Source organism: Alteromonas sp. 4NH20-0056 (genome assembly GCF_057539655.1).
The window spans coordinates 311,845-329,176 of record NZ_BAAJLS010000005.1; the positions used below are offsets into that span (position 1 = coordinate 311,845).

A 17,332-nucleotide genomic window follows, 5' to 3' on the forward strand; every position below is an offset into this window, starting at 1 on the left:
AAAAATTTAACCCACAACCAACTTCACTGCTAAGCCTATAAGTAGTACGCCCATGACACGGTCAAGCCAATAACCCTTTCGCCCGATGAGCTCAGCCACTTTGCTGGTGCTTAACAAATAAGACAAAAAGCAAAACCATACACCAGTGGCTATCGCAAGATATAAACCATATCCAAGCTTTATGGAAAAAGGCGTATTGATATCAATAATGGCAGTAAAAAGAGAAAGAAAGAACAACGTCGCCTTGGGGTTTAAACCATTGGTTAAGAAACCCATCCATAACGCTTTTCTTGCACTAATCATTGATTGCCCCGAGGGCACCTGATCGCCTTGCTTTGAAGTGGTGCTCTCAGGTTTCGCTTGGCCTGGGCCACTTTTTAACGCCCCTGCTGCTAGGTATAGTAAGTAAGCTGCGGCGATGTAACTAATGGCGGTAAACAACCAGGGTGTAGTAGCGATGACGACACTCAACCCTACGAGAGAATAAGCCACGTGTAAGAGAATGGCAGCGCCAATCCCGATACTGGTAAACATAGCGATACGCCGACCGTACGCAACACTGTTACGTACAACAATAGCAAAGTCAGGGCCAGGGCTTGCCACCGCCACGAGGTGAACTAACGCAATGGTGATAAACTCATCGATATATATCATGCTTACGCTAACCCTTCGCAGTCTGTTAATATTTGCGACACTAATGTCGGCACCGTTTGTGAAGCTGCCCCGGTCATTGTTCTATCGAACAGGCTATTTGTTGCACTCGGTACCAAGTTGACCTCGATAGTAACCGCGCCGGCATCGCGGGCATACTGAACAAACCCTGCAGCGGGATACACATTCCCAGACGTGCCAATGGCTATAAATATGTCGGCATCAAGCAGTGCAGCTTCAATTTTATCCATATGCATTGGCATTTCACCGAACCATACGATATCTGGGCGTAACGACGTATTGTGACAACTCGGACATTCAGTAGTGCTATCAAAGTCATCTTCCCAATATGTGACGGTTTCACACGTTAAGCATCGCGCTGACCGCAACGTACCGTGCATATGAATAACATCCTCGCTACCAGCCTGCTCGTGTAGGTCATCGACGTTCTGCGTAACCAACGTAACATGTTCGGGCATTTTCTGTTGAAGCTCTGCTAATGCAATGTGCGCGCCATTGGGTACAACATAAGGTTCTGTTAACTGCGCTCGACGCTGGTTATAGAATCGATAAACCAGCGCTGGATTTTGAGAAAAGCCTTCCGGTGTCGCCACTTCTTCAACACTGTGGTTTTCCCACAAGCCGTTATTATCTCTAAATGTTTTGATCCCTGATTCTGCGGAGATCCCCGCCCCAGTTAGCACAACAATATTTGGTCTCGTAAACATATCTATTTTCTTATTTGTGGGTCGTAAAACGGAATGGGTCGGTAATGTTTTGCTAGCGGATCACTGGGAAACGGGCTACTGCGCCCCACTCAGACCACGAACCATCATAAACGACAACGTCTTTTGCGCCACACATTAGGGCGGCAACGCCAATGATACAAGCAGTAATACCTGAACCACAGGAACACAAGATCGGTCGAGATAGATCGACGCCCGCTTTTAAAAATAGTGCAGATAACGCATCGACACTCAAAAATGAACCTTCATTCAAGAGCGTTTGATAGGGAATATTGATTGCTCCGGGCATATGTCCACTGCGAAGCCCTTCTCTTGGCTCTGGCACCTCACCAGAAAACCGAGGACGACTTCGAGCATCTATAATTTGAGTTTGTGATTGAAGTACCGATAGCACAAAGTCTGCATCAACAAACCACCCTTCTTGCGCATTCGCATTGTAGTGAGCAAGCCGGTTTGGACGAGACTCGGACAGTGGAAGATTGCTTTTGCGCCACTCTGGCAGGCCGCCATCTAGTAGCGATACATGCTCATGTCCCAGTGCTTTTAACATCCACCATACGCGTGCACTGCAATACACACCGCGTGTATCGTAAACCACTAAGGGTGATTTTTCCGTTATACCATTGCGCGCTAAATAACGGGAAAGTGAGCTTACAGGCGGTAACGTGTGTGGGAAGGTGGCGCTGTGTTCACTTCCCTCACCGTCTAAATCAAAATCAACAGAACCTGGTATAACAAACGCATCTCTTTCGTCTTGCTGTTTTGAAACGGGATCGTTCATTAACGCCCTAACAGGAACGATTCGCGTTGACATTAGTGCGTTAGAGAGGAGCGATGGTGAAATGAGTATTTGCATGAGCCTCAACCAGTTAGCCCGTCATAGACGGGCATAGGGACACTATTAAAGGGCTGATATTGCTGCCGCGTAATCTGGCTCATCGGTAGTTTCAGCAACCTGCTGGGTGTAAACAACAGTGCCATCGGTGTCGATCACAACAACGCTACGAGACAATAGGCCCGTTAGCGGTGCACTCGAAAACGTTACACCATAGTCATCACCAAATGTGCTTCTAAATGTCGAGCCAGTGAGAACATTCTCAATACCCTCAGCGCCACAAAAGCGTCCTGCGGCGAACGGTAAATCGGCTGATACACAAATAACGGTAGTGTTGTCTAGTTTGCTAGCTTCTTCATTAAATTTTCTTACAGAAGCTGCGCATGTACCCGTATCGATAGACGGAAATACATTTAAAATAACACGCTTACCCGCTAAATCTCCTAACGAAACCTCGCCTAAATCTGCTTTTACTAAGGTAAAATCAGGCGCTTTGTCACCCACAGTAGGAAGCGAGCCCACGGTAGAAACATCGTTACCTTGAAATGTTACTGTTGTCATGTCGTTTTCCTTTACAAATATAACGTTAATACACGGTGTTAAATGATAGGTTATTCTTCTAACTGCGTTTTTGCAAATGCAAGCTTGTCAGATAAATGAGGTTTACCTTTAAGGTATTGATGACGAAATACACTAAAATAATTTGCGAGTTTCTTCGCCGCGCTATGGTACCCACCTAGCGCAAGTACACTAATTCCAACTTCCGCGGTGCAGTGTTGGAACTCATGGGTAGATTCTCGCAATAGATAATCAGACGCTATCTCAGGAGTAACGCCTAGTACTGGGATGTTATCTAAATACGGGCTTTTACCAAACATCTTTCTCGCCTCTCGCCACGTACCGTCTAAGAATATGAATAATAGCGTTTTATTTTCAACCGCTGGCACAGATGAAATACACCGCTCTGGCGCGGCATATTCATGTGGAAAGACCAACACGGGCTGATATTTATCACTAGTTAACAAAGCAAGCAGCGCACCATCAGGCTGTGTTCTATGCCATAGAAAAGCATGATTATCTTCAACAACATCAGCGATTAAGCGCCCCGTATTGGTAGGTTTATAGTATTCACCCTTGTACATAATAAACGCAACCGCTACACCTTTTTCCGGTATTGGCTTATTGTCACAAATACACGTATTAGTTGGAAGGCGACACGCTTCGCAACGAACCACTTTGCTACCTCGTGCAAAAAACGGGCGCTGCGCCTTTTTAAGTTCAGCATGTCTTAACGCCATAACTGAGTTAGGCATACTCAATGGGGGCAATATTGATGAGTGCGGTGTCGAAGAGGATTTCGTCAAAATAGGCTCTACTTTGAATTTATTATTATTTTAACACAAGCTTTGCGTGCAGCAGCGCATTATGTCATTGCATTTACCTCACGGGTGACCATAAAATAAACAAAAAAATAGAAACGCATCATGAATCGTTACACATTAAGGCATATTGTCGTTGCTACCGCTATTTTTCTCTATTTAGCGCCAAAAGCATATGGCACTGAGACAACATGTGATAGACCTTTAATCGTTGGTTACAGTGGCGATTGGTTTCCCTATTTCAGCAAAAGCGGTAATTCATATGCCGGCACAGATTTTCACCTATTGCGCCGCACGCTAATGCGAATGGGGTGTACGCTTAATGTATTGCCTATGACAGAGGCTCGCAGTCTAATTGAGCAAAGAAAGGGCAGCTTCGATATCTCTATTGGTGCGAGCCTGACTAAATCAAGACAGCGTGACTTCATCTATTCCAGCGCCTATCGAAGAGAATCTATTGGTTTACTGGTACGAAATCAGCCTGCGTTGACAGAGCGACTAAATTTAAAGGCCGTATTAGAGCGAAATTACAAAATAGCGTTAAACGAAGCAGGCTACTTCGGCCCTAAAGTAGATGTCGCGCGAAAAATTTTTAGCGATAACTTTCGCTATAGCTTTGATATGGCGTCTCGCATGACAATGCTGCTCGACGGTAAAGTAGATGCCGTTATAGATGACTACACTGCGCTATGTATAAAGTTAAAGCGCCTAACCCCTTCTAATACGTTTACATTATTAGATGAAAAACTGCATGAAAGTGATATTTATTTTATTTTCTCAAAACTCACTACCAGTAGGGCTTTTGTAGCGCGCTTTAATGAAGCATTAGCGCAAGAACGCTCTATTTCTGATGACGGGGTAAAGTGTATAGCCGAGTAAACAGAACAATATACATTGCGTTCTAATAATAGTTATATAGGATTTTACACTAAAATGGTGCCCGGGGCCAGAATGGAATAAAGCCCACAAGCCATTGTTTTTTATATAAATCAATGAAAGCAAGAAATGTCAATGTTACTACTAGTGTTACTTCAAGTTTGTAAGGCATTAATCGGAATTTTCATCGATAACCATGTTCGAAACATCAGTTAGAGCTTCTAGCTGTTCTTCTTCGATTACCAGCCTAATCTCTATTTCGTCGGTTTTACCCACCAATTGAGCCGCGCATCTTCTCGGCACTAACAAAAGCCTAGTTCTTGTTGCAATTGCCATATCAGAAAGGTACTTTTCAATTAATTCCTTTGGTATTAGATCGCCTCTCTTTTTACCTGCTTCTAGTTCTACGAGGGTAGTTTCAGCCGCCAACTTTCTTCGCTTAAGTTCGTCGTCTGTTACCGATGATAAATCACCTGTGACATTTAGTATGGCTTGTTCTTTTTCCCACTCATAAACCGCCGAAGTACTGAACAACCATTCCTTTCCTCTCTGGCCTCGTTGAAGGTACGGCATACCCTTGTTTACTTTACTTGTGATCGTTGGAAGCGATACGCCTAATATCTCCGCCAGTTCTGCTCTATTTACGTTTGCCATAGTCTCAAAGAAAACAAAAAATCGATTTTAAAAATGCTCGCACAACGCAAACTCTGCGCTGCTGCGAACCCTTAGCTTAAATGTCCAGAAAGGACCCTTTTATATAGGCCTATCAAGCCTTGTTTTAATCGCCCTGATTATTTTTTTCGGTGCCCTGTCTATAGCCCGGGCAATATCTTCACTGGTTAGATCAGCACCATTAATCGTAATTGGTACCGAAATATTTTGCGCTCTGTCATCTGAGCGTGTTAGGTCGACCACTTTTTCCCTTGGGTGTAGCATTGCTAACTTACCGCCCTTTCCATCCATGCCACCAATTCGAGCACCGTTGGGGGTAAATCCTCCACCGTCAAATGAAGCTGCCGCGCCTCCAGCGGATAAGGTGCCGACAGCCATTGCCATTGGTTGTGTTATTGCTAAAGCGGCTTTCATAGCTGCGGGAGCGGCTGGCGGTCCTACAATAGGAATGGCAGCGGTACTTGCAAATGCGTTTATCCCTGCCTGCAAGGATGCTGCTTGAGCATTGAGAGCTAAGGCCGAGGCCCCAGTTGCAGCGGTTGAAGCTCCTACGGTCATTTGAACAATCTTATAAGCTAACCATTGGGCGGCCATTTGGCCTAATGCGTTTACCACACCGCGCGCCATATTTTGCATTACACCTTGGAACGCATCACCTAGTGATTGCGAATCAAATATAATTGACTCCAGAGCATTGCCCATCTGATTTGAAAAGCTTTCAATCGTAACGGATGATAAATCATCAAAGTTCGTTAAATTGGTTTTTGCTGCGTCCAACCACTGTGACCAGAATGATTGGTTACCCTCTGTTAGGTTTTCATAAGCAGTAAAACCGCGTTGTTCGAAACTTTCCCAGAACTGCCCCGCGCCTTCTTCCATCGTGCTGTCGAAAGTGAACGCATTTGCATTAATATCATCAATAAGGGAGAGGCTATTTAAGAACGAACTTTCAACCTTGGCGGCCGCTTCCTCGATGGGGGCGGTGTCTATGTTAGTGGCGGCGCCTTCGAGATTAAACGGATCATCAAGCCCGGCAAAAATATCATCTGTTTCACCGGCACCAAGTGAGTATTCAATGGGTTCGCCGTTAATTTGTTTGGTTAACTTGGCGTATTGCCCCGCCATTGTTTGAATTCTGGCGGTTAACCTGTCTATTTCAGCGGTGTCTACATCGGCACCCAATGTTTTTTTGAACTCTAAAAATGACTTCTGCGCTTCAGAAACAAACTGATCTATTGCTATAAAGTCGCGCTCAAAACGAACTATTGAACCGCGCCAAAAGCCATCTATTGCTTCAGAAATTTCGGCCAACGGTTCGACAAATGCGGCGGCTAAATTGAATTTTAATTTTTCACCCGCTGCATCAAGGCGCGCCATTTCATCAGACAGTTCTTTTACTTTTGCCACATCAGTGCCAGAAATTGCTAGATTTAAACCTTCGTATTCAGTAGCTAAATCTTTTATTGCTTTTCCGTTGTTCTCCAATGCTGGAAGAAGTAACGTTGCATCGTTGGCAAGCGATTCCATGTAAAACACTTGCTCTTTGGCTGATACATTTGCATCATCCATTGCCTTTTTTACAGCAATAAGCACTTCGGTACTGGATAAGTCCTTTAATGCTTCGGCGGTCAAACCAACTTTCGGTGCAACGTTTTCAAAGAAGTCAGCGAACGGGCCTGCGCCTGTTGCTAAAAAATCACCAAGTTTGTCTTGAACGTCTTTCGAAATATCAGCAAACTTTTCTTGCCCTATGTTGAACTGACCGAACGCATAAGCCAGCGCTTGAAAGCGTTCAATCGTAACGCCTGCAAGTTTCGCTTGAGCGTCTAATTCTTTAGCGGTATCAACGGCGCCTTTGGCAAGTATCGCGAATGAGGCGGTCACACCCGCTACCGCTGCGGCTGTTGCTGCTGCTTGCCGCGTTACGGTTCCCAGCTTCCCATTGATAGAGGTGAACGCCTGCGCGGTTTTATCCTTCGCAGAAATTACAAATTCGTATTTTGACATATGTTTACCGGAAAAAAGGGGGGACTAGGCCAAAATTGGCGCGGCAAAGGTAAAAACCGAGCGCAGGCAACGTTAAAACCCACTTTTATAGACCTAGCCCCCTTAAACTTACATAACTCTAACGAGGCCTCTATAATCTACAGGGGCGACATCAATATCCCACTGGTGTTTTACTTCCAGTCCATCCGTTCGGCTAATTTCTTTAGTTCTCACTGTGGGGGCCTTAGAGCCTCGTAACTTGAAAAGACAAATACTGCTCTGTTCTTTACCCGCAGAGAGGAACCAACCATCAAAATCAACAAGTCTGGGCTCTACAATTACAGAAAGCTTCTGTTCATCCAGCAGTGCTTTGTTGTATTCACCTACAATTTTGGCCGCTTCAATAGAATGTGTCGGTGATGTAATCACAAAACGAGGTTGTATTACTGCTAGTTGTGATTTTGAATCACCAGGCAATGTTGGGAAATAATTTTTTTGCCCGTACATTAAGTTGAGGGCCTGTGATAAATCAACGGAAAAATCACCCGTTTTTGCGACAATGTTGTTATGGTCTTCGTGAAAAATCGGCTTACCTTCAAAGGCAGTGGGGTTGTTCACTAAAAGTGCGTAAACTTTAGTTCCGATTAAGCGTTCGTATGCTTGTGCTATCGTTTTGACTAGCGCGTCGAATGCGCCACGATTATCATTTATTAGTGTTTTACGTGTTATGGTTGTGATATCGCCATACGTCGATAATTTAGCGCTGGCTATTTCACCAAAGATGTTTTTGAATCTTCTGTATACTTGGCTTGCCGCGACTTTTTGTGGCTCTGGCAATAAAGCAGCGCTTATGATGTCCGTTGGATGAAAGTTATCAAGTTCATCCTCTCTAACCCAGTTCGCCCATGTACCAAGAACACCGCCCCATTTTTCGAGTAACAAACTAGAGGCTACATCTCGGAAAAGTTCGGGGAAATCTACAAAGTTTAGAAACGTTGTCATTATTTCGCTTCGGGCCTGCTCGCTTGTCATTCTTTCGCGGCGCTGATCCGTTCTGTCAATTTTTGACTCAATGTTATGAAGATAGTCTATGCTAAACTCTCGCAATGTAGCGCGAGCTATGTCATAAATATCTTCGGTAGAATCACCACGAATTATGCGCTTTACTTGTGCTACGGCATTAGATCGAACGGCTAATTGATTACTCATTCTACTCTCCCCAAAATACGCCAATCTTCGCCAGCGCCTTTTCTTTTGTTGCAGTGATTTCAAGACTGTATTGCTCACCCTTCAATAGCTCTATCGATGAAACTTGGCGCGCTCCGTGGTCTACGCTATATGTATCAAACAAACCCGCCAGGCTAACCCTTGAACCGTTAGAGTTGAGAAAAAGGCAAACGCTGCTAATGTCTGAAGGGTTCTCTTGAATAAAAGTCGCCTTGTTTGACTCAGCCGTGAATTTTACTTCTAAGCTTTCCGTTACTTGCTTTTTTACAAGCTGTTTAATCTTACTCATTTGCTAGTACCTACCATCTAATTTAATGCTTTGCTCTTCGAGCATTTTTTCAAAAAGGTCAGAGGCTTTGTTTAGCAATTGACCAGCCCCGACATAAATAAAACTATTACCACCGTGATGAAGCGCGTCTCCGTATGTGTCAAAAATTCCGCAATCTGGCCCTTTGCCGCCGTTCTGAATTGCAACAGTAGCGTCTGGTGAAAAAAAGCCGTCCGTGGCGATGCCTAAAGTGAAATTCTTCAATAATCGAAGGTATGTTTTTCTGTCATTGCCTCGATGATGCGAAAGCAATACACAGTGAACAGCCGCAAGAAACGTGTACTTGTAACGCGTTAAGCTAACTTTTACGCAGCCAAGTTCTTTAAGCGGTATGTGGCCCCGTAAGCACCAGTTGTTAAACGTGGTATTGCTAACGCCGCATATCTCTAAAAACTGTTTTTTATCTAGTACCGGTTCCGTTAACTTCATAACTAAGTGAATGTAATTAATATATTCACCATGTTAACCGCTGTATGAATAATCAGTTATAGGCTGTGTTATGGGTAGGTTGTGAAAGTCGCAAATAATCAACTAATCAGTTAACTTTTTTCAACCGATTGGTTGATTGGTCAAAGGCCGGTCGCGTTTTGCTAGTTCCCAGTATTGGCGGGGTCTGCAAGGAAACCCTAAATCAGGGCATCGTCAATAATCCCGATATCAGGACAGAACAGTCCCGAAATCAGGACAGGGGGGTCGTGTTTCGCTACCTCCTTACAAAGTGCGTTTTACTTCTGTGTGTTTTCCTCTATAGAAAACCCACAAAACCCTGTAACCCTATGATTCAGCTATGAAATGTGCGCTTTGTGGTTTTTTCCGTGACATGTATATGACAAGAAATGTGTATTCCACAATGGAAAACCCACAAAATAACCTATGCTATTGATTTAATTTTATTTTTCGGGTTTTTCGATTTCGTCCGTGGACGGTATATGGGCGGTTTTTAAATAGCAAGGGGGTAACAGAACGTTACCCCTTTGCAGACAAGTAAACTACTGTTCTTTTCGTTCTTCCTCACCCTTTGCTGCTAAGTTTGCATCGATGGAAAATGCAAGGTGTTGATAATCATTAATCAACTGAATTGCTGCAGCTGCCTCTCTAGCTATTTCACCAGGGGAAAACGCATCACTCTTAAGATTACCCGAACTATCAGCATAGGCTAATTGGGTAAGCATCGTAATAGCATCGTGAAACGCATCGTTGTAGTAATTAGCCATTGGCTGAACTTCGCTAACAGTCTGATTTTTTCTAATGCGTACAGCGTTACCACAAATAGCCTGAATGTTGTTTTGAATGTAGCTCATGGTAGTTCCTCTAATTAAATAAACGTTCTTTTCTAATAGCTAGGTCGATATTTCCGCCTAGTTCTTTCTCAGCCAGTGCTAGCACCTTTCTCGCTTCGCCTAATGACTTGAGGCCTGTCTTAATAATTCGATAAGGCAGCTTGTTCTCAATTACTGAAAAAATTGTTTCTTCGTTTTCCACAACTATTCTCCATTGTTTGCTAACTGACGTTGTTGTATATTGGTACGTACCAATTAAACATAACAAAGTGGTACGTACCAATGCAAGATAAAAATAAAAAAAGTTTTGAGCGTTCCGGCTCTACTCGAAAACAAATTAGGTTTGAAGATGCGCTCTTGGATAAGATAGAGAGCGATCGGGCCAAAACTAATCAAGCTTTCTCTGAGTGGGTAAAGGATGCCTGTGAGCAAAAGTTAAAACCCAAATCCACCAGCTAGTCGTATTTGACTTTTTTTAAGTCGGATTCGACTGGTTTTGCATTTTTGGACCCACGATATAAATATCCCCTATAAAGCATTTAAGAACTTAAAGAACCAATACATATGGCAGATATCTTAGAAGGTAGGGTTGAGAGCCTGTTTAAATATTTCAAATTCATCTACTGAAACGGGCTAACAGCCCCTTTAAACATAAAAAATGATTTAACTTTGCATTTTTAAGGGGGCTAACAGCCCCTTTAAACTGAATTTAAACGGGTTCTCAGCCCTACTTAAAATCGAAGTGACTGCTTTGGCATACTTAAGGACTCTGGGTAAATGTACTCACTGCAATCGTCGATCTCTAACCATGAGAGGGCATACAAGTACATCCACTTATAATTATTTAACACCTTATGGCCGGCCACTCTAACTAACTTGCTGTCAATTAAAGCTTGCTTATTTCTAGCCACGACTTTGTCATCCCACCCAAGCGGCTTCATGAACCTTGGTGCTAAAGATAAATCACCATTATTTCTCAAGTTGTATTGACTACATAAGTCAAAAAGCAAAGCACGTTGAGTTTTATTAAGACCTAAATAACCAGAGCACTTATATAATTCCTTGGGCAATCTGAAAAACAAATCGTTTGTAGTTGCTGACCTTCCATTAGGCAGCATCTTTTTCTTATTTGATTTAGCCATAAAACCCCCTAGGCAATTTTTACCCAAACTTGGGTAAATAATTACCCGAAAAGAGGTAACCCCGAAGGGCTACGCTGCTTCGTTCGGTGAGCTATGCCAGGGGCCGTAATTGACTTTCGGCAGCCCTCGATTAGCGCGGTAAGCATTTAATAATTTAAGTGCTTTCTTTCTGTCTTCATCGCTAGCCAACCAATAACGACTGAAAGGCTTTTGGTTGTAGTACACAACTGTGTCTTGATCGGGGTGTGAGATAAATTCAATGCCTTTAGAGTGCCGTAGCGCACTTATCGTTGTATGCAAACACGACTCTCGATAAGTTGCCTGTGCTTCCGGTTGCGTTATCCCTCGTGGCCCATTGTGAAGGATTGAATTTAAAGCCAGCTCAATCTTGAAAGGTGGCTGTTTTTTAGTAGACTCATTTGAGTTATTTGGTTTGAGGTTTTCATTGCTGTCTTTCGGGGCAGCTTTTTTTTGTGTATTCATAGCTGTTCCCCTATGCGTCAAGCTTTCGAGCTGGCTTTTGGTGCTTCAACACCTCAGCCATGTTTATCTTAAGCAAACGCGCGAGGTCTTCTTCGCTAGCACTTCTTGCATAAACCAGCATTGTCCCAAAAAATTCATTTAGTTCCAGCTCATTACCCGCTAGAAATCGCATGGAAAGAGCTTGAATCTTTTTTAATGCTTCGGCTTTGAGGGCTTGCTTTGGTAGTTGATTAATCATGCGGCCACCTCGACTCTGTTTTTTTCAACCCAGGTTTCAATATCTCGAACTTTATAGCGAACGATATGCCCTATCTTGTAGTAAGGAGGCGCTGTGTTTCCAAGCAGAGTACCGGTTGCCCGCGACTTTCTGACATTGTCTTCATGAATACCGAGATAACGGGCTAGTTCTTTACTAGTGATCAGTTCTTTAGTTAATTTCATACCGTCTACCTCAAGCCGCTACTGCTTCGAGCAGCTGGCTTGCGCGTTCTTTGCGCTTTTCTAGAAGGTTTGAAATGAGGGTTTTGATCTGAGCGTCATCAAATCCCACTGCTCGAGCCGCAATCATTGCTTGAACTTCTGAATCCAGAAAGCCCGATGAGCGGGAACCGAGACTGATTGGTGTAGGAAAGCGGCCCTCTTTTATCTCATGCCAAAGAGTTGAGCGGCCTTTACCTACCATTTTAGCTGCTTCGTCAAAGCGAATGATCATGTATTGTGGAGTTGTCATATATCACCTGTCTTGTTTTGTCTTAATTGACTAAGGTGATTTTCTTTGTTTCAGCTAGTGGTGTAACGGACACAAAAACAGATTAATTGTCCGTTTTATTTTTCCATCGACGATAACCTCTGAGAAAAGATTCAATATCATCTGGCTTATCAACCTTTTCTAAATTTTCATCTAGCCATTTATAGTACTCTTCTACTAGCTGTACGTTACTAGAAACGGCCTTTCCATCAATTAAAAAATCATTCTTTGCTTCAACAAAAATATCGAACAAATGATACTTTGACTCATTACGCTTTTTTAAAGCGTAGCTTCCGCGTCCAAAAAATACTTCCTCCAACGATACTGCTCCGTTTCTTTGAAAGTACGTATCAAAGCAATTTGCAATCCAAAGCATAATTTCAGGCGGTGGATAAAGGCCCCAGTGAGTCATCATTAAAAAAGTGTCTAACGGAGTTGCTTCGGAAGAGCCAAGCTTCTCCCGTTTGTAAACATCAGCATGAAATTGAAATTGTTCTGACTCATTGACTTTTTTATGCGATTCTACAATCAATGGCCACACGCTTTCCATTGCCTCACTTAACTTAGGCTCACCCTCTTCAATTGCTTTTTTAGCTCTTTTTACTTCATCCCAATTATTTAATTTTAAACTAGACACTTTTATTCCCCTCAATTCTATTAGACCACCACTCCATCATTGAGCGGCGGCGATCTAGGTATTGCGCTCGGTTATAGGCGGCCCTTACTTCGTTTTCGTCTTTATGTGCAAGCGCAGCTTCAATAACATCATGATCAAAGCCTTCTTCGTTTAGTGTCGTGCTTGCAAGCGCTCTCATACCATGAGCAACTAAGCGGCCACGAAAGCCCATATCACGCAAAGCCTTATTTGCTGATTGTTTGTTTGCAGGTTTTTTGGGGTCAATGTGTGAGGGAAATATAAACTCTCGATGAAAGCTTATAGGCTTTATCAATTCCAATAGCTCTAACACTTGATTAGTAAGCGGTACCAGGTGCGGTCTATCCATCTTCATCCGTTCGGCAGGTATGGCCCAAATAGATTGAGAAAAATCAATCTCCGACCAACGGGCCTCGGCTGCTTCGCCTGGGCGAACCATCGTATGGAGTTGAAATTCTATAAGGCAGCGTGTGGTGATTTTAGCTGATGAGTATTTAAGAGCCTTCATTAGCTCCGGCAGCTCTTCAGGTGAAATGGTTGGTTGGTGTTTAACCTTTGTTGAGGGAATGAGCTCTTTAATGCCTATTAATGGATTGTGATGAATAATTCCTGCATTTACAGCATAAGTCATTACGCTATTCATTCGCCTAGCAACCTTACGCGCTATCTCGTTACTATTGCGGCCAACTATAAGGTTTATCACTTCGATAGCTTTTGGGGCTGTCAGGTTGCTAATAGGAACCTTTCCCACTAATGGGAAAACATCATTTGCAAAAGAGCGCTCAATATTTTTGAGTGTGCCAGGTGAGACTTTACTCGCGTGAATTTTAAACCATTGCTTAGAAACACTCTCGAAAGTTTGCTCCGCTGATGCAACGGCCTTTTCCCTTTCGGTGTCTTTATGCTCTTTAGGGTCAATATCTTTAGCTAATAACTTTCTAAAGCTCTCACGTTCTTCTCTTGCCTCGGCTAAAGAAACATCTGGATAATTACCTATTCCGATGTTGCTACGCTTCTTGGTGTGTGGTTTATAATAGTTGAAAATCCAAAGCTTTGAGCCGCTTGGTTTGATTCGTAAAGCTAAGCCTTTACCGTCAGATAGGTTGTATTCCCTTTCCTTCGGTTTTGCTTGTTTTACTTGGGTTGCATTGAGACCGATTACATTCCGTGGCATGTTTTAGTAACACCGTTTTAGTAACATTTCGTTGTTGTTACGTTAAGTGTTACTAAAAATCGTAGATTACTCAAGACCAATAAAGACCAATACAGAGCAAATGAGCTAGTAAGTCATTGTATTTACTGTCTTAATTTGTCTAATAGAATGTTTTGGAATAATAGAATGGTGCCCGGGGCCGGACTTGAACCGGCACGCTGTTACCAGCGAGGGATTTTAAATCCCTTGTGTCTACCAATTTCACCACCCGGGCATCGGGGTAACCTTTCGGTTGGGGTGTCAGGCGTAGATACCTGAAATTGCGTTAAGCATTATGGAGGCGGAACCCGGAGTCGAACCGAGATCCACGGATTTGCAATCCGCTGCATAGCCATTCTGCCATTCCGCCGTAATACTAGACTTTGGAGCGGGAAACGAGATTCGAACTCGCGACCCCGACCTTGGCAAGGTCGTGCTCTACCAACTGAGCTATTCCCGCATATAAAGTCTTACATTTCGTTTCGTCGTTGCCGTCTCGAAATGTGCGGTGAATTCTACCTGTAACGCTGAAAGTGTCAATACGAAAAACAGTGAAATTTAAGGAAATTTAGTATTTTTCGGTTTGTTTGCGTTATTTTTATTCACTTTGATTATTTGTCGATCACTGCTGTTTACTTAATACACCGCTTAAGTGTGGCCATGCCGCTTTGGTATAGACAATCATTGACCAAATTGACAGCACTGCAGCAACATAAAGAAGAATATAACCTAACGAAACCCAATATATCGGAAAGCCCATAAAGGTTTCTAAACCAGAAAGTAACCCAATAAGTGCTAACATTTGTGCTGTTGTCTTCGCTTTTCCAACAAAAGACACCTTAACGGTTTCCCTAACGCCACTCGACCCCATCCACTCTCGTAACGCAGAAACGTATATTTCGCGAACGAGTAATGCAATAGAAGGAAGCGTAATCCACAGATCTGCGTAACTGTGCGTAATCATGAGTAACGCTGTCCCAACAATGAGTTTGTCAGCCACAGGGTCAAGGAACGCACCAAACGGTGTAGATTGTTCAAGTTTTCTTGCTAAGTAACCATCGAACCAATCGGTAATAGCTGCAAGCCAGAAGATAAATGCACCGGCCTCATGGGCCCATCGCCAATCTAAAAAATAGACGACTACAAAAACAGGAATAAGAATTACCCTAAAAAGCGTAATTATATTTGGAACAGTCCACATAGAGTTTTCTCGTTATCAGCCCTCTTGGGCTAGTTTAGCGCAGCGTTTTAAGCTTTCATTTTGGTACAGACTAACGCAAATCGACAATAAATGCCCGTGATGACATCGTTTTAGTGATGTAAATGATCGTAAATCGTGTCAGCGAGTTCTTTGCTAATACCTGGCACATTCGCAATTTCATCCTTGCTCGCTTTCTTAAGACCCTGTAAACCTCCCATATAGCTTAAAAGACTTTGGCGACGCTTTGCGCCTATTCCAGGAATGTTTTCAAGTGTCGACGTGGTTTTTACTTTTTGCCGTCTGGCTCTGTGTCCCGTAATAGCAAAACGGTGAGACTCGTCGCGAATATGTTGAATTAGGTGCAAAGCCGGAGAATGGCTATCCATGGGTAACACCTCGTGACTGCCCGCTAAAAATAATGTTTCTAGCCCGGGTTTCCTAGTCGTCCCTTTAGCAACCCCCAATAACATCGGCTTTTTATCATGAGGCCAGTCTTCGAAGAATGCTTCGGCTTGTGAGAGCTGCCCTTTACCACCGTCAATCAATAACAGGTCGGGTATTTTTTGTACTTCTTTTACGGTTTTATATCGTCGTTTCAACGCTTGTGCCATTGCAGCATAATCGTCACCAGGCGTTATGCCCTCGATATTATAACGTCGATAATCACTTTTAAGCGGCCCTTCTCTATTAAACACGACACAAGACGCCACGGTTTGCTCGCCAGACGTATGACTTATATCGAAACACTCCATGCGTTGAATAGGCGCATCAAGTTCCATAGCGTTCTCTAAGTCTAGATAGCGAGCGAATACGGATTTTTGTTGACTGTATTGCGCTTCCAGAGCGTTTTCGGCATTCGATTGGGCGAGTTGCAAATAACGACGTTTTTCTTCCCTCGCGCCTTTAAAAAACGTGACCTTATAACCCGCTTCAGTCGACAACAAGTCGCCAATTGCGGCTTCATCTGACAAACTTTCGCCCAAAACAATTTGCTTGGGAATGACTTTGTTTCCCGCAAGATAAAACTGTAAAAAGAACGATTCAAATACCTCCTGCTCATCAGCAGTGCTTGGTACTTTAGGGAAAAAAGACTTACTGCCAAGTAATTGGCTATCACGAATAAATAAAACCTGAATACATGCCATATTGCCTTTAAACGCAAAGCCAAAAATATCCATTTCATCTTGCGTACCTGACACCCACTGCCGTTCCTGTACTTTCCGTAATGCGTTTATTTGGTCGCGATAGCGCGCAGCCGCCTCAAAGTTTAATTCATTGCTGGCCACTTCCATTTTATTAACGAGGGTACCAATGACTTGCTGGTTTTTACCTTTTAAAAACAGTCGCGCTAAGTTTACTTGTTCTTTGTATTCATCATCAGTTACAAACCCTTCAACACAAGGCGCACTGCAACGTTTCATTTGATATTGTAGACAAGGACGGCTTCTAGCGCGGTAATAATTATCTTCACATTGCCTAACTGGAAATATACGCTGCATAGAACGTAAGCTTTCTCTTACAGACCAAGCGCTAGGATAAGGCCCGAAGTACTCCCCTTTCTTTTTTTGTGGTCCGCGATGAAATGAAAGTCTTGGATGTTCGTGATCGGATAAAAAGATGAATGGATACGATTTATCGTCTCGCATCACTACGTTATAGCGTGGCTTGTATTTTTTTATGAAATTATTTTCAAGAAGAAACGCTTCGGTCTCACTGTTAACAACCGTAACGTCCATATCAGCAATTTGGCTAACCAAAGAACGGGTTTTCGCATTGTCTACCTGCAAGCGAAAATAGCTAGATACTCGCTTTTTTAAATTTTTTGCTTTCCCAACATATATAACCTCGCCATCGACGTTATACATGCGGTAGACACCCGGCTTGTTGGTAAGGTTTTTGAGAAAATCCGCTGAATCAAATTCAGGCATAAG

At 43.2% G+C, this 17,332-nt stretch carries 23 protein-coding genes and 3 tRNA genes; 2 read left to right on the top strand and 24 right to left on the bottom strand.

From position 1 onward, the window contains the following. Window positions 1-6: 6 nt before the first annotated feature. The 5 genes from AC27EZ_RS11825 to AC27EZ_RS11845 are packed head-to-tail and all read right to left on the bottom strand — an operon-like array spanning window position 7 to window position 3,530. Window positions 7-654, bottom strand: a complete 648-nt coding sequence (locus tag AC27EZ_RS11825; protein WP_487135506.1) for a LysE family translocator — start codon at window positions 652-654, stop codon at window positions 7-9. A 2-nt stretch (window positions 655-656) separates the two neighbouring features. Then, the gene (cobB, locus tag AC27EZ_RS11830; RefSeq protein ID WP_487135507.1) at window positions 657-1,379 is read right to left on the bottom strand and encodes a Sir2 family NAD+-dependent deacetylase; all 723 of its coding nucleotides are present in this window, start codon (window positions 1,377-1,379) and stop codon (window positions 657-659) included. 52 nt (window positions 1,380-1,431) lie between these two features. After that, complete coding sequence (locus AC27EZ_RS11835; protein WP_487135508.1) at window positions 1,432-2,253, bottom strand: sulfurtransferase; 822 nt, start codon at window positions 2,251-2,253, stop codon at window positions 1,432-1,434. A 45-nt stretch (window positions 2,254-2,298) separates the two neighbouring features. After that, on the bottom strand, window positions 2,299-2,793 hold the full coding sequence (tpx, locus tag AC27EZ_RS11840; RefSeq protein ID WP_487135509.1) for a thiol peroxidase: 495 nt from the start codon (window positions 2,791-2,793) through the stop codon (window positions 2,299-2,301). Between the two features lie 50 nt (window positions 2,794-2,843). After that, a complete protein-coding gene (locus tag AC27EZ_RS11845; RefSeq protein ID WP_487135544.1) occupies window positions 2,844-3,530 on the bottom strand; it encodes a tRNA-uridine aminocarboxypropyltransferase in 687 nt (228 codons plus the stop codon). A gap of 186 nt (window positions 3,531-3,716) precedes the next feature. Between AC27EZ_RS11845 and AC27EZ_RS11850 the strand changes: the two genes are divergently transcribed. Continuing rightward, window positions 3,717-4,490 carry a substrate-binding periplasmic protein gene (locus AC27EZ_RS11850; protein ID WP_487135510.1) on the top strand — a complete coding sequence of 258 codons (774 nt, stop codon included), beginning with the start codon at window positions 3,717-3,719 and terminating at the stop codon, window positions 4,488-4,490. Between the two features lie 168 nt (window positions 4,491-4,658). Here AC27EZ_RS11850 and AC27EZ_RS11855 read toward each other — a convergent pair whose 3' ends face one another. The 7 genes from AC27EZ_RS11855 to AC27EZ_RS11885 all read right to left on the bottom strand — a co-directional run bounded on the left by AC27EZ_RS11855 (window position 4,659) and on the right by AC27EZ_RS11885 (window position 10,182). Next, window positions 4,659-5,141, bottom strand: a complete 483-nt coding sequence (locus AC27EZ_RS11855) for a terminase small subunit (protein WP_487135511.1) — start codon at window positions 5,139-5,141, stop codon at window positions 4,659-4,661. A gap of 99 nt (window positions 5,142-5,240) precedes the next feature. Beyond that, window positions 5,241-7,166 carry a hypothetical protein gene (locus AC27EZ_RS11860; protein WP_487135512.1) on the bottom strand — a complete coding sequence of 642 codons (1,926 nt, stop codon included), beginning with the start codon at window positions 7,164-7,166 and terminating at the stop codon, window positions 5,241-5,243. Window positions 7,167-7,274: 108 nt separating this feature from the next. Next, window positions 7,275-8,354: a phage major capsid protein gene (locus AC27EZ_RS11865; RefSeq protein WP_487135513.1), complete on the bottom strand. Its 1,080-nt coding sequence runs from the start codon at window positions 8,352-8,354 to the stop codon at window positions 7,275-7,277. Between the two features lies 1 nt (window position 8,355). After that, window positions 8,356-8,661 carry a hypothetical protein gene (locus AC27EZ_RS11870; protein ID WP_487135514.1) on the bottom strand — a complete coding sequence of 102 codons (306 nt, stop codon included), beginning with the start codon at window positions 8,659-8,661 and terminating at the stop codon, window positions 8,356-8,358. A gap of 3 nt (window positions 8,662-8,664) precedes the next feature. After that, on the bottom strand, window positions 8,665-9,129 hold the full coding sequence (locus AC27EZ_RS11875) for a hypothetical protein (RefSeq protein ID WP_487135515.1): 465 nt from the start codon (window positions 9,127-9,129) through the stop codon (window positions 8,665-8,667). A gap of 560 nt (window positions 9,130-9,689) precedes the next feature. Next, a complete protein-coding gene (locus tag AC27EZ_RS11880) occupies window positions 9,690-10,001 on the bottom strand; it encodes a hypothetical protein (RefSeq protein ID WP_487135516.1) in 312 nt (103 codons plus the stop codon). 10 nt (window positions 10,002-10,011) lie between these two features. After that, a complete protein-coding gene (locus AC27EZ_RS11885; protein ID WP_487135517.1) occupies window positions 10,012-10,182 on the bottom strand; it encodes a hypothetical protein in 171 nt (56 codons plus the stop codon). 80 nt (window positions 10,183-10,262) lie between these two features. Here AC27EZ_RS11885 and AC27EZ_RS11890 point away from each other — a divergent pair, with 80 nt between their 5' ends. After that, window positions 10,263-10,439, top strand: coding sequence for a DUF3950 domain-containing protein (locus AC27EZ_RS11890; protein WP_487135518.1), 177 nt, complete (start codon window positions 10,263-10,265; stop codon window positions 10,437-10,439). Between the two features lie 272 nt (window positions 10,440-10,711). On the opposite strand, the gene AC27EZ_RS11895 is transcribed toward AC27EZ_RS11890, so the two are convergent. From AC27EZ_RS11895 to uvrC, 12 genes are all read right to left on the bottom strand, one after another. Further along, on the bottom strand, window positions 10,712-11,122 hold the full coding sequence (locus AC27EZ_RS11895) for a hypothetical protein (RefSeq protein WP_487135519.1): 411 nt from the start codon (window positions 11,120-11,122) through the stop codon (window positions 10,712-10,714). 69 nt (window positions 11,123-11,191) lie between these two features. After that, window positions 11,192-11,605 (bottom strand): hypothetical protein, encoded by a 414-nt coding sequence (locus tag AC27EZ_RS11900; RefSeq protein ID WP_487135520.1) that lies wholly within the window; start codon window positions 11,603-11,605, stop codon window positions 11,192-11,194. A gap of 10 nt (window positions 11,606-11,615) precedes the next feature. Next, window positions 11,616-11,843, bottom strand: coding sequence for a hypothetical protein (locus tag AC27EZ_RS11905; RefSeq protein ID WP_487135521.1), 228 nt, complete (start codon window positions 11,841-11,843; stop codon window positions 11,616-11,618). Continuing rightward, window positions 11,840-12,046 carry a helix-turn-helix domain-containing protein gene (locus AC27EZ_RS11910; protein ID WP_487135522.1) on the bottom strand — a complete coding sequence of 69 codons (207 nt, stop codon included), beginning with the start codon at window positions 12,044-12,046 and terminating at the stop codon, window positions 11,840-11,842. Before AC27EZ_RS11910 ends, AC27EZ_RS11905 begins: the two co-directional genes overlap by 4 nt. Window positions 12,047-12,056: 10 nt before the next feature. Continuing rightward, window positions 12,057-12,335, bottom strand: coding sequence for a helix-turn-helix transcriptional regulator (locus AC27EZ_RS11915; protein WP_487135523.1), 279 nt, complete (start codon window positions 12,333-12,335; stop codon window positions 12,057-12,059). 82 nt (window positions 12,336-12,417) lie between these two features. Then, entirely contained in the window at window positions 12,418-12,990 is a 573-nt protein-coding gene (locus AC27EZ_RS11920) for a hypothetical protein (RefSeq protein WP_487135524.1), read from the bottom strand. Next, entirely contained in the window at window positions 12,983-14,182 is a 1,200-nt protein-coding gene (locus tag AC27EZ_RS11925; RefSeq protein ID WP_487135525.1) for an integrase domain-containing protein, read from the bottom strand. The genes AC27EZ_RS11920 and AC27EZ_RS11925 overlap by 8 nt, the downstream gene beginning before the upstream one ends. A 166-nt stretch (window positions 14,183-14,348) precedes the next feature. After that, window positions 14,349-14,435: transfer RNA gene (locus tag AC27EZ_RS11930), tRNA-Leu, on the bottom strand. Between the two features lie 61 nt (window positions 14,436-14,496). Continuing rightward, window positions 14,497-14,570: transfer RNA gene (locus AC27EZ_RS11935), tRNA-Cys, on the bottom strand. Between the two features lie 14 nt (window positions 14,571-14,584). Further along, window positions 14,585-14,660: transfer RNA gene (locus AC27EZ_RS11940), tRNA-Gly, on the bottom strand. A gap of 162 nt (window positions 14,661-14,822) precedes the next feature. Next, window positions 14,823-15,401, bottom strand: a complete 579-nt coding sequence (gene pgsA, locus AC27EZ_RS11945) for a CDP-diacylglycerol--glycerol-3-phosphate 3-phosphatidyltransferase (RefSeq protein ID WP_487135526.1) — start codon at window positions 15,399-15,401, stop codon at window positions 14,823-14,825. 110 nt (window positions 15,402-15,511) lie between these two features. Next, the gene (gene uvrC, locus AC27EZ_RS11950) at window positions 15,512-17,329 is read right to left on the bottom strand and encodes an excinuclease ABC subunit UvrC (protein WP_487135527.1); all 1,818 of its coding nucleotides are present in this window, start codon (window positions 17,327-17,329) and stop codon (window positions 15,512-15,514) included. Window positions 17,330-17,332: the final 3 nt, after the last annotated feature.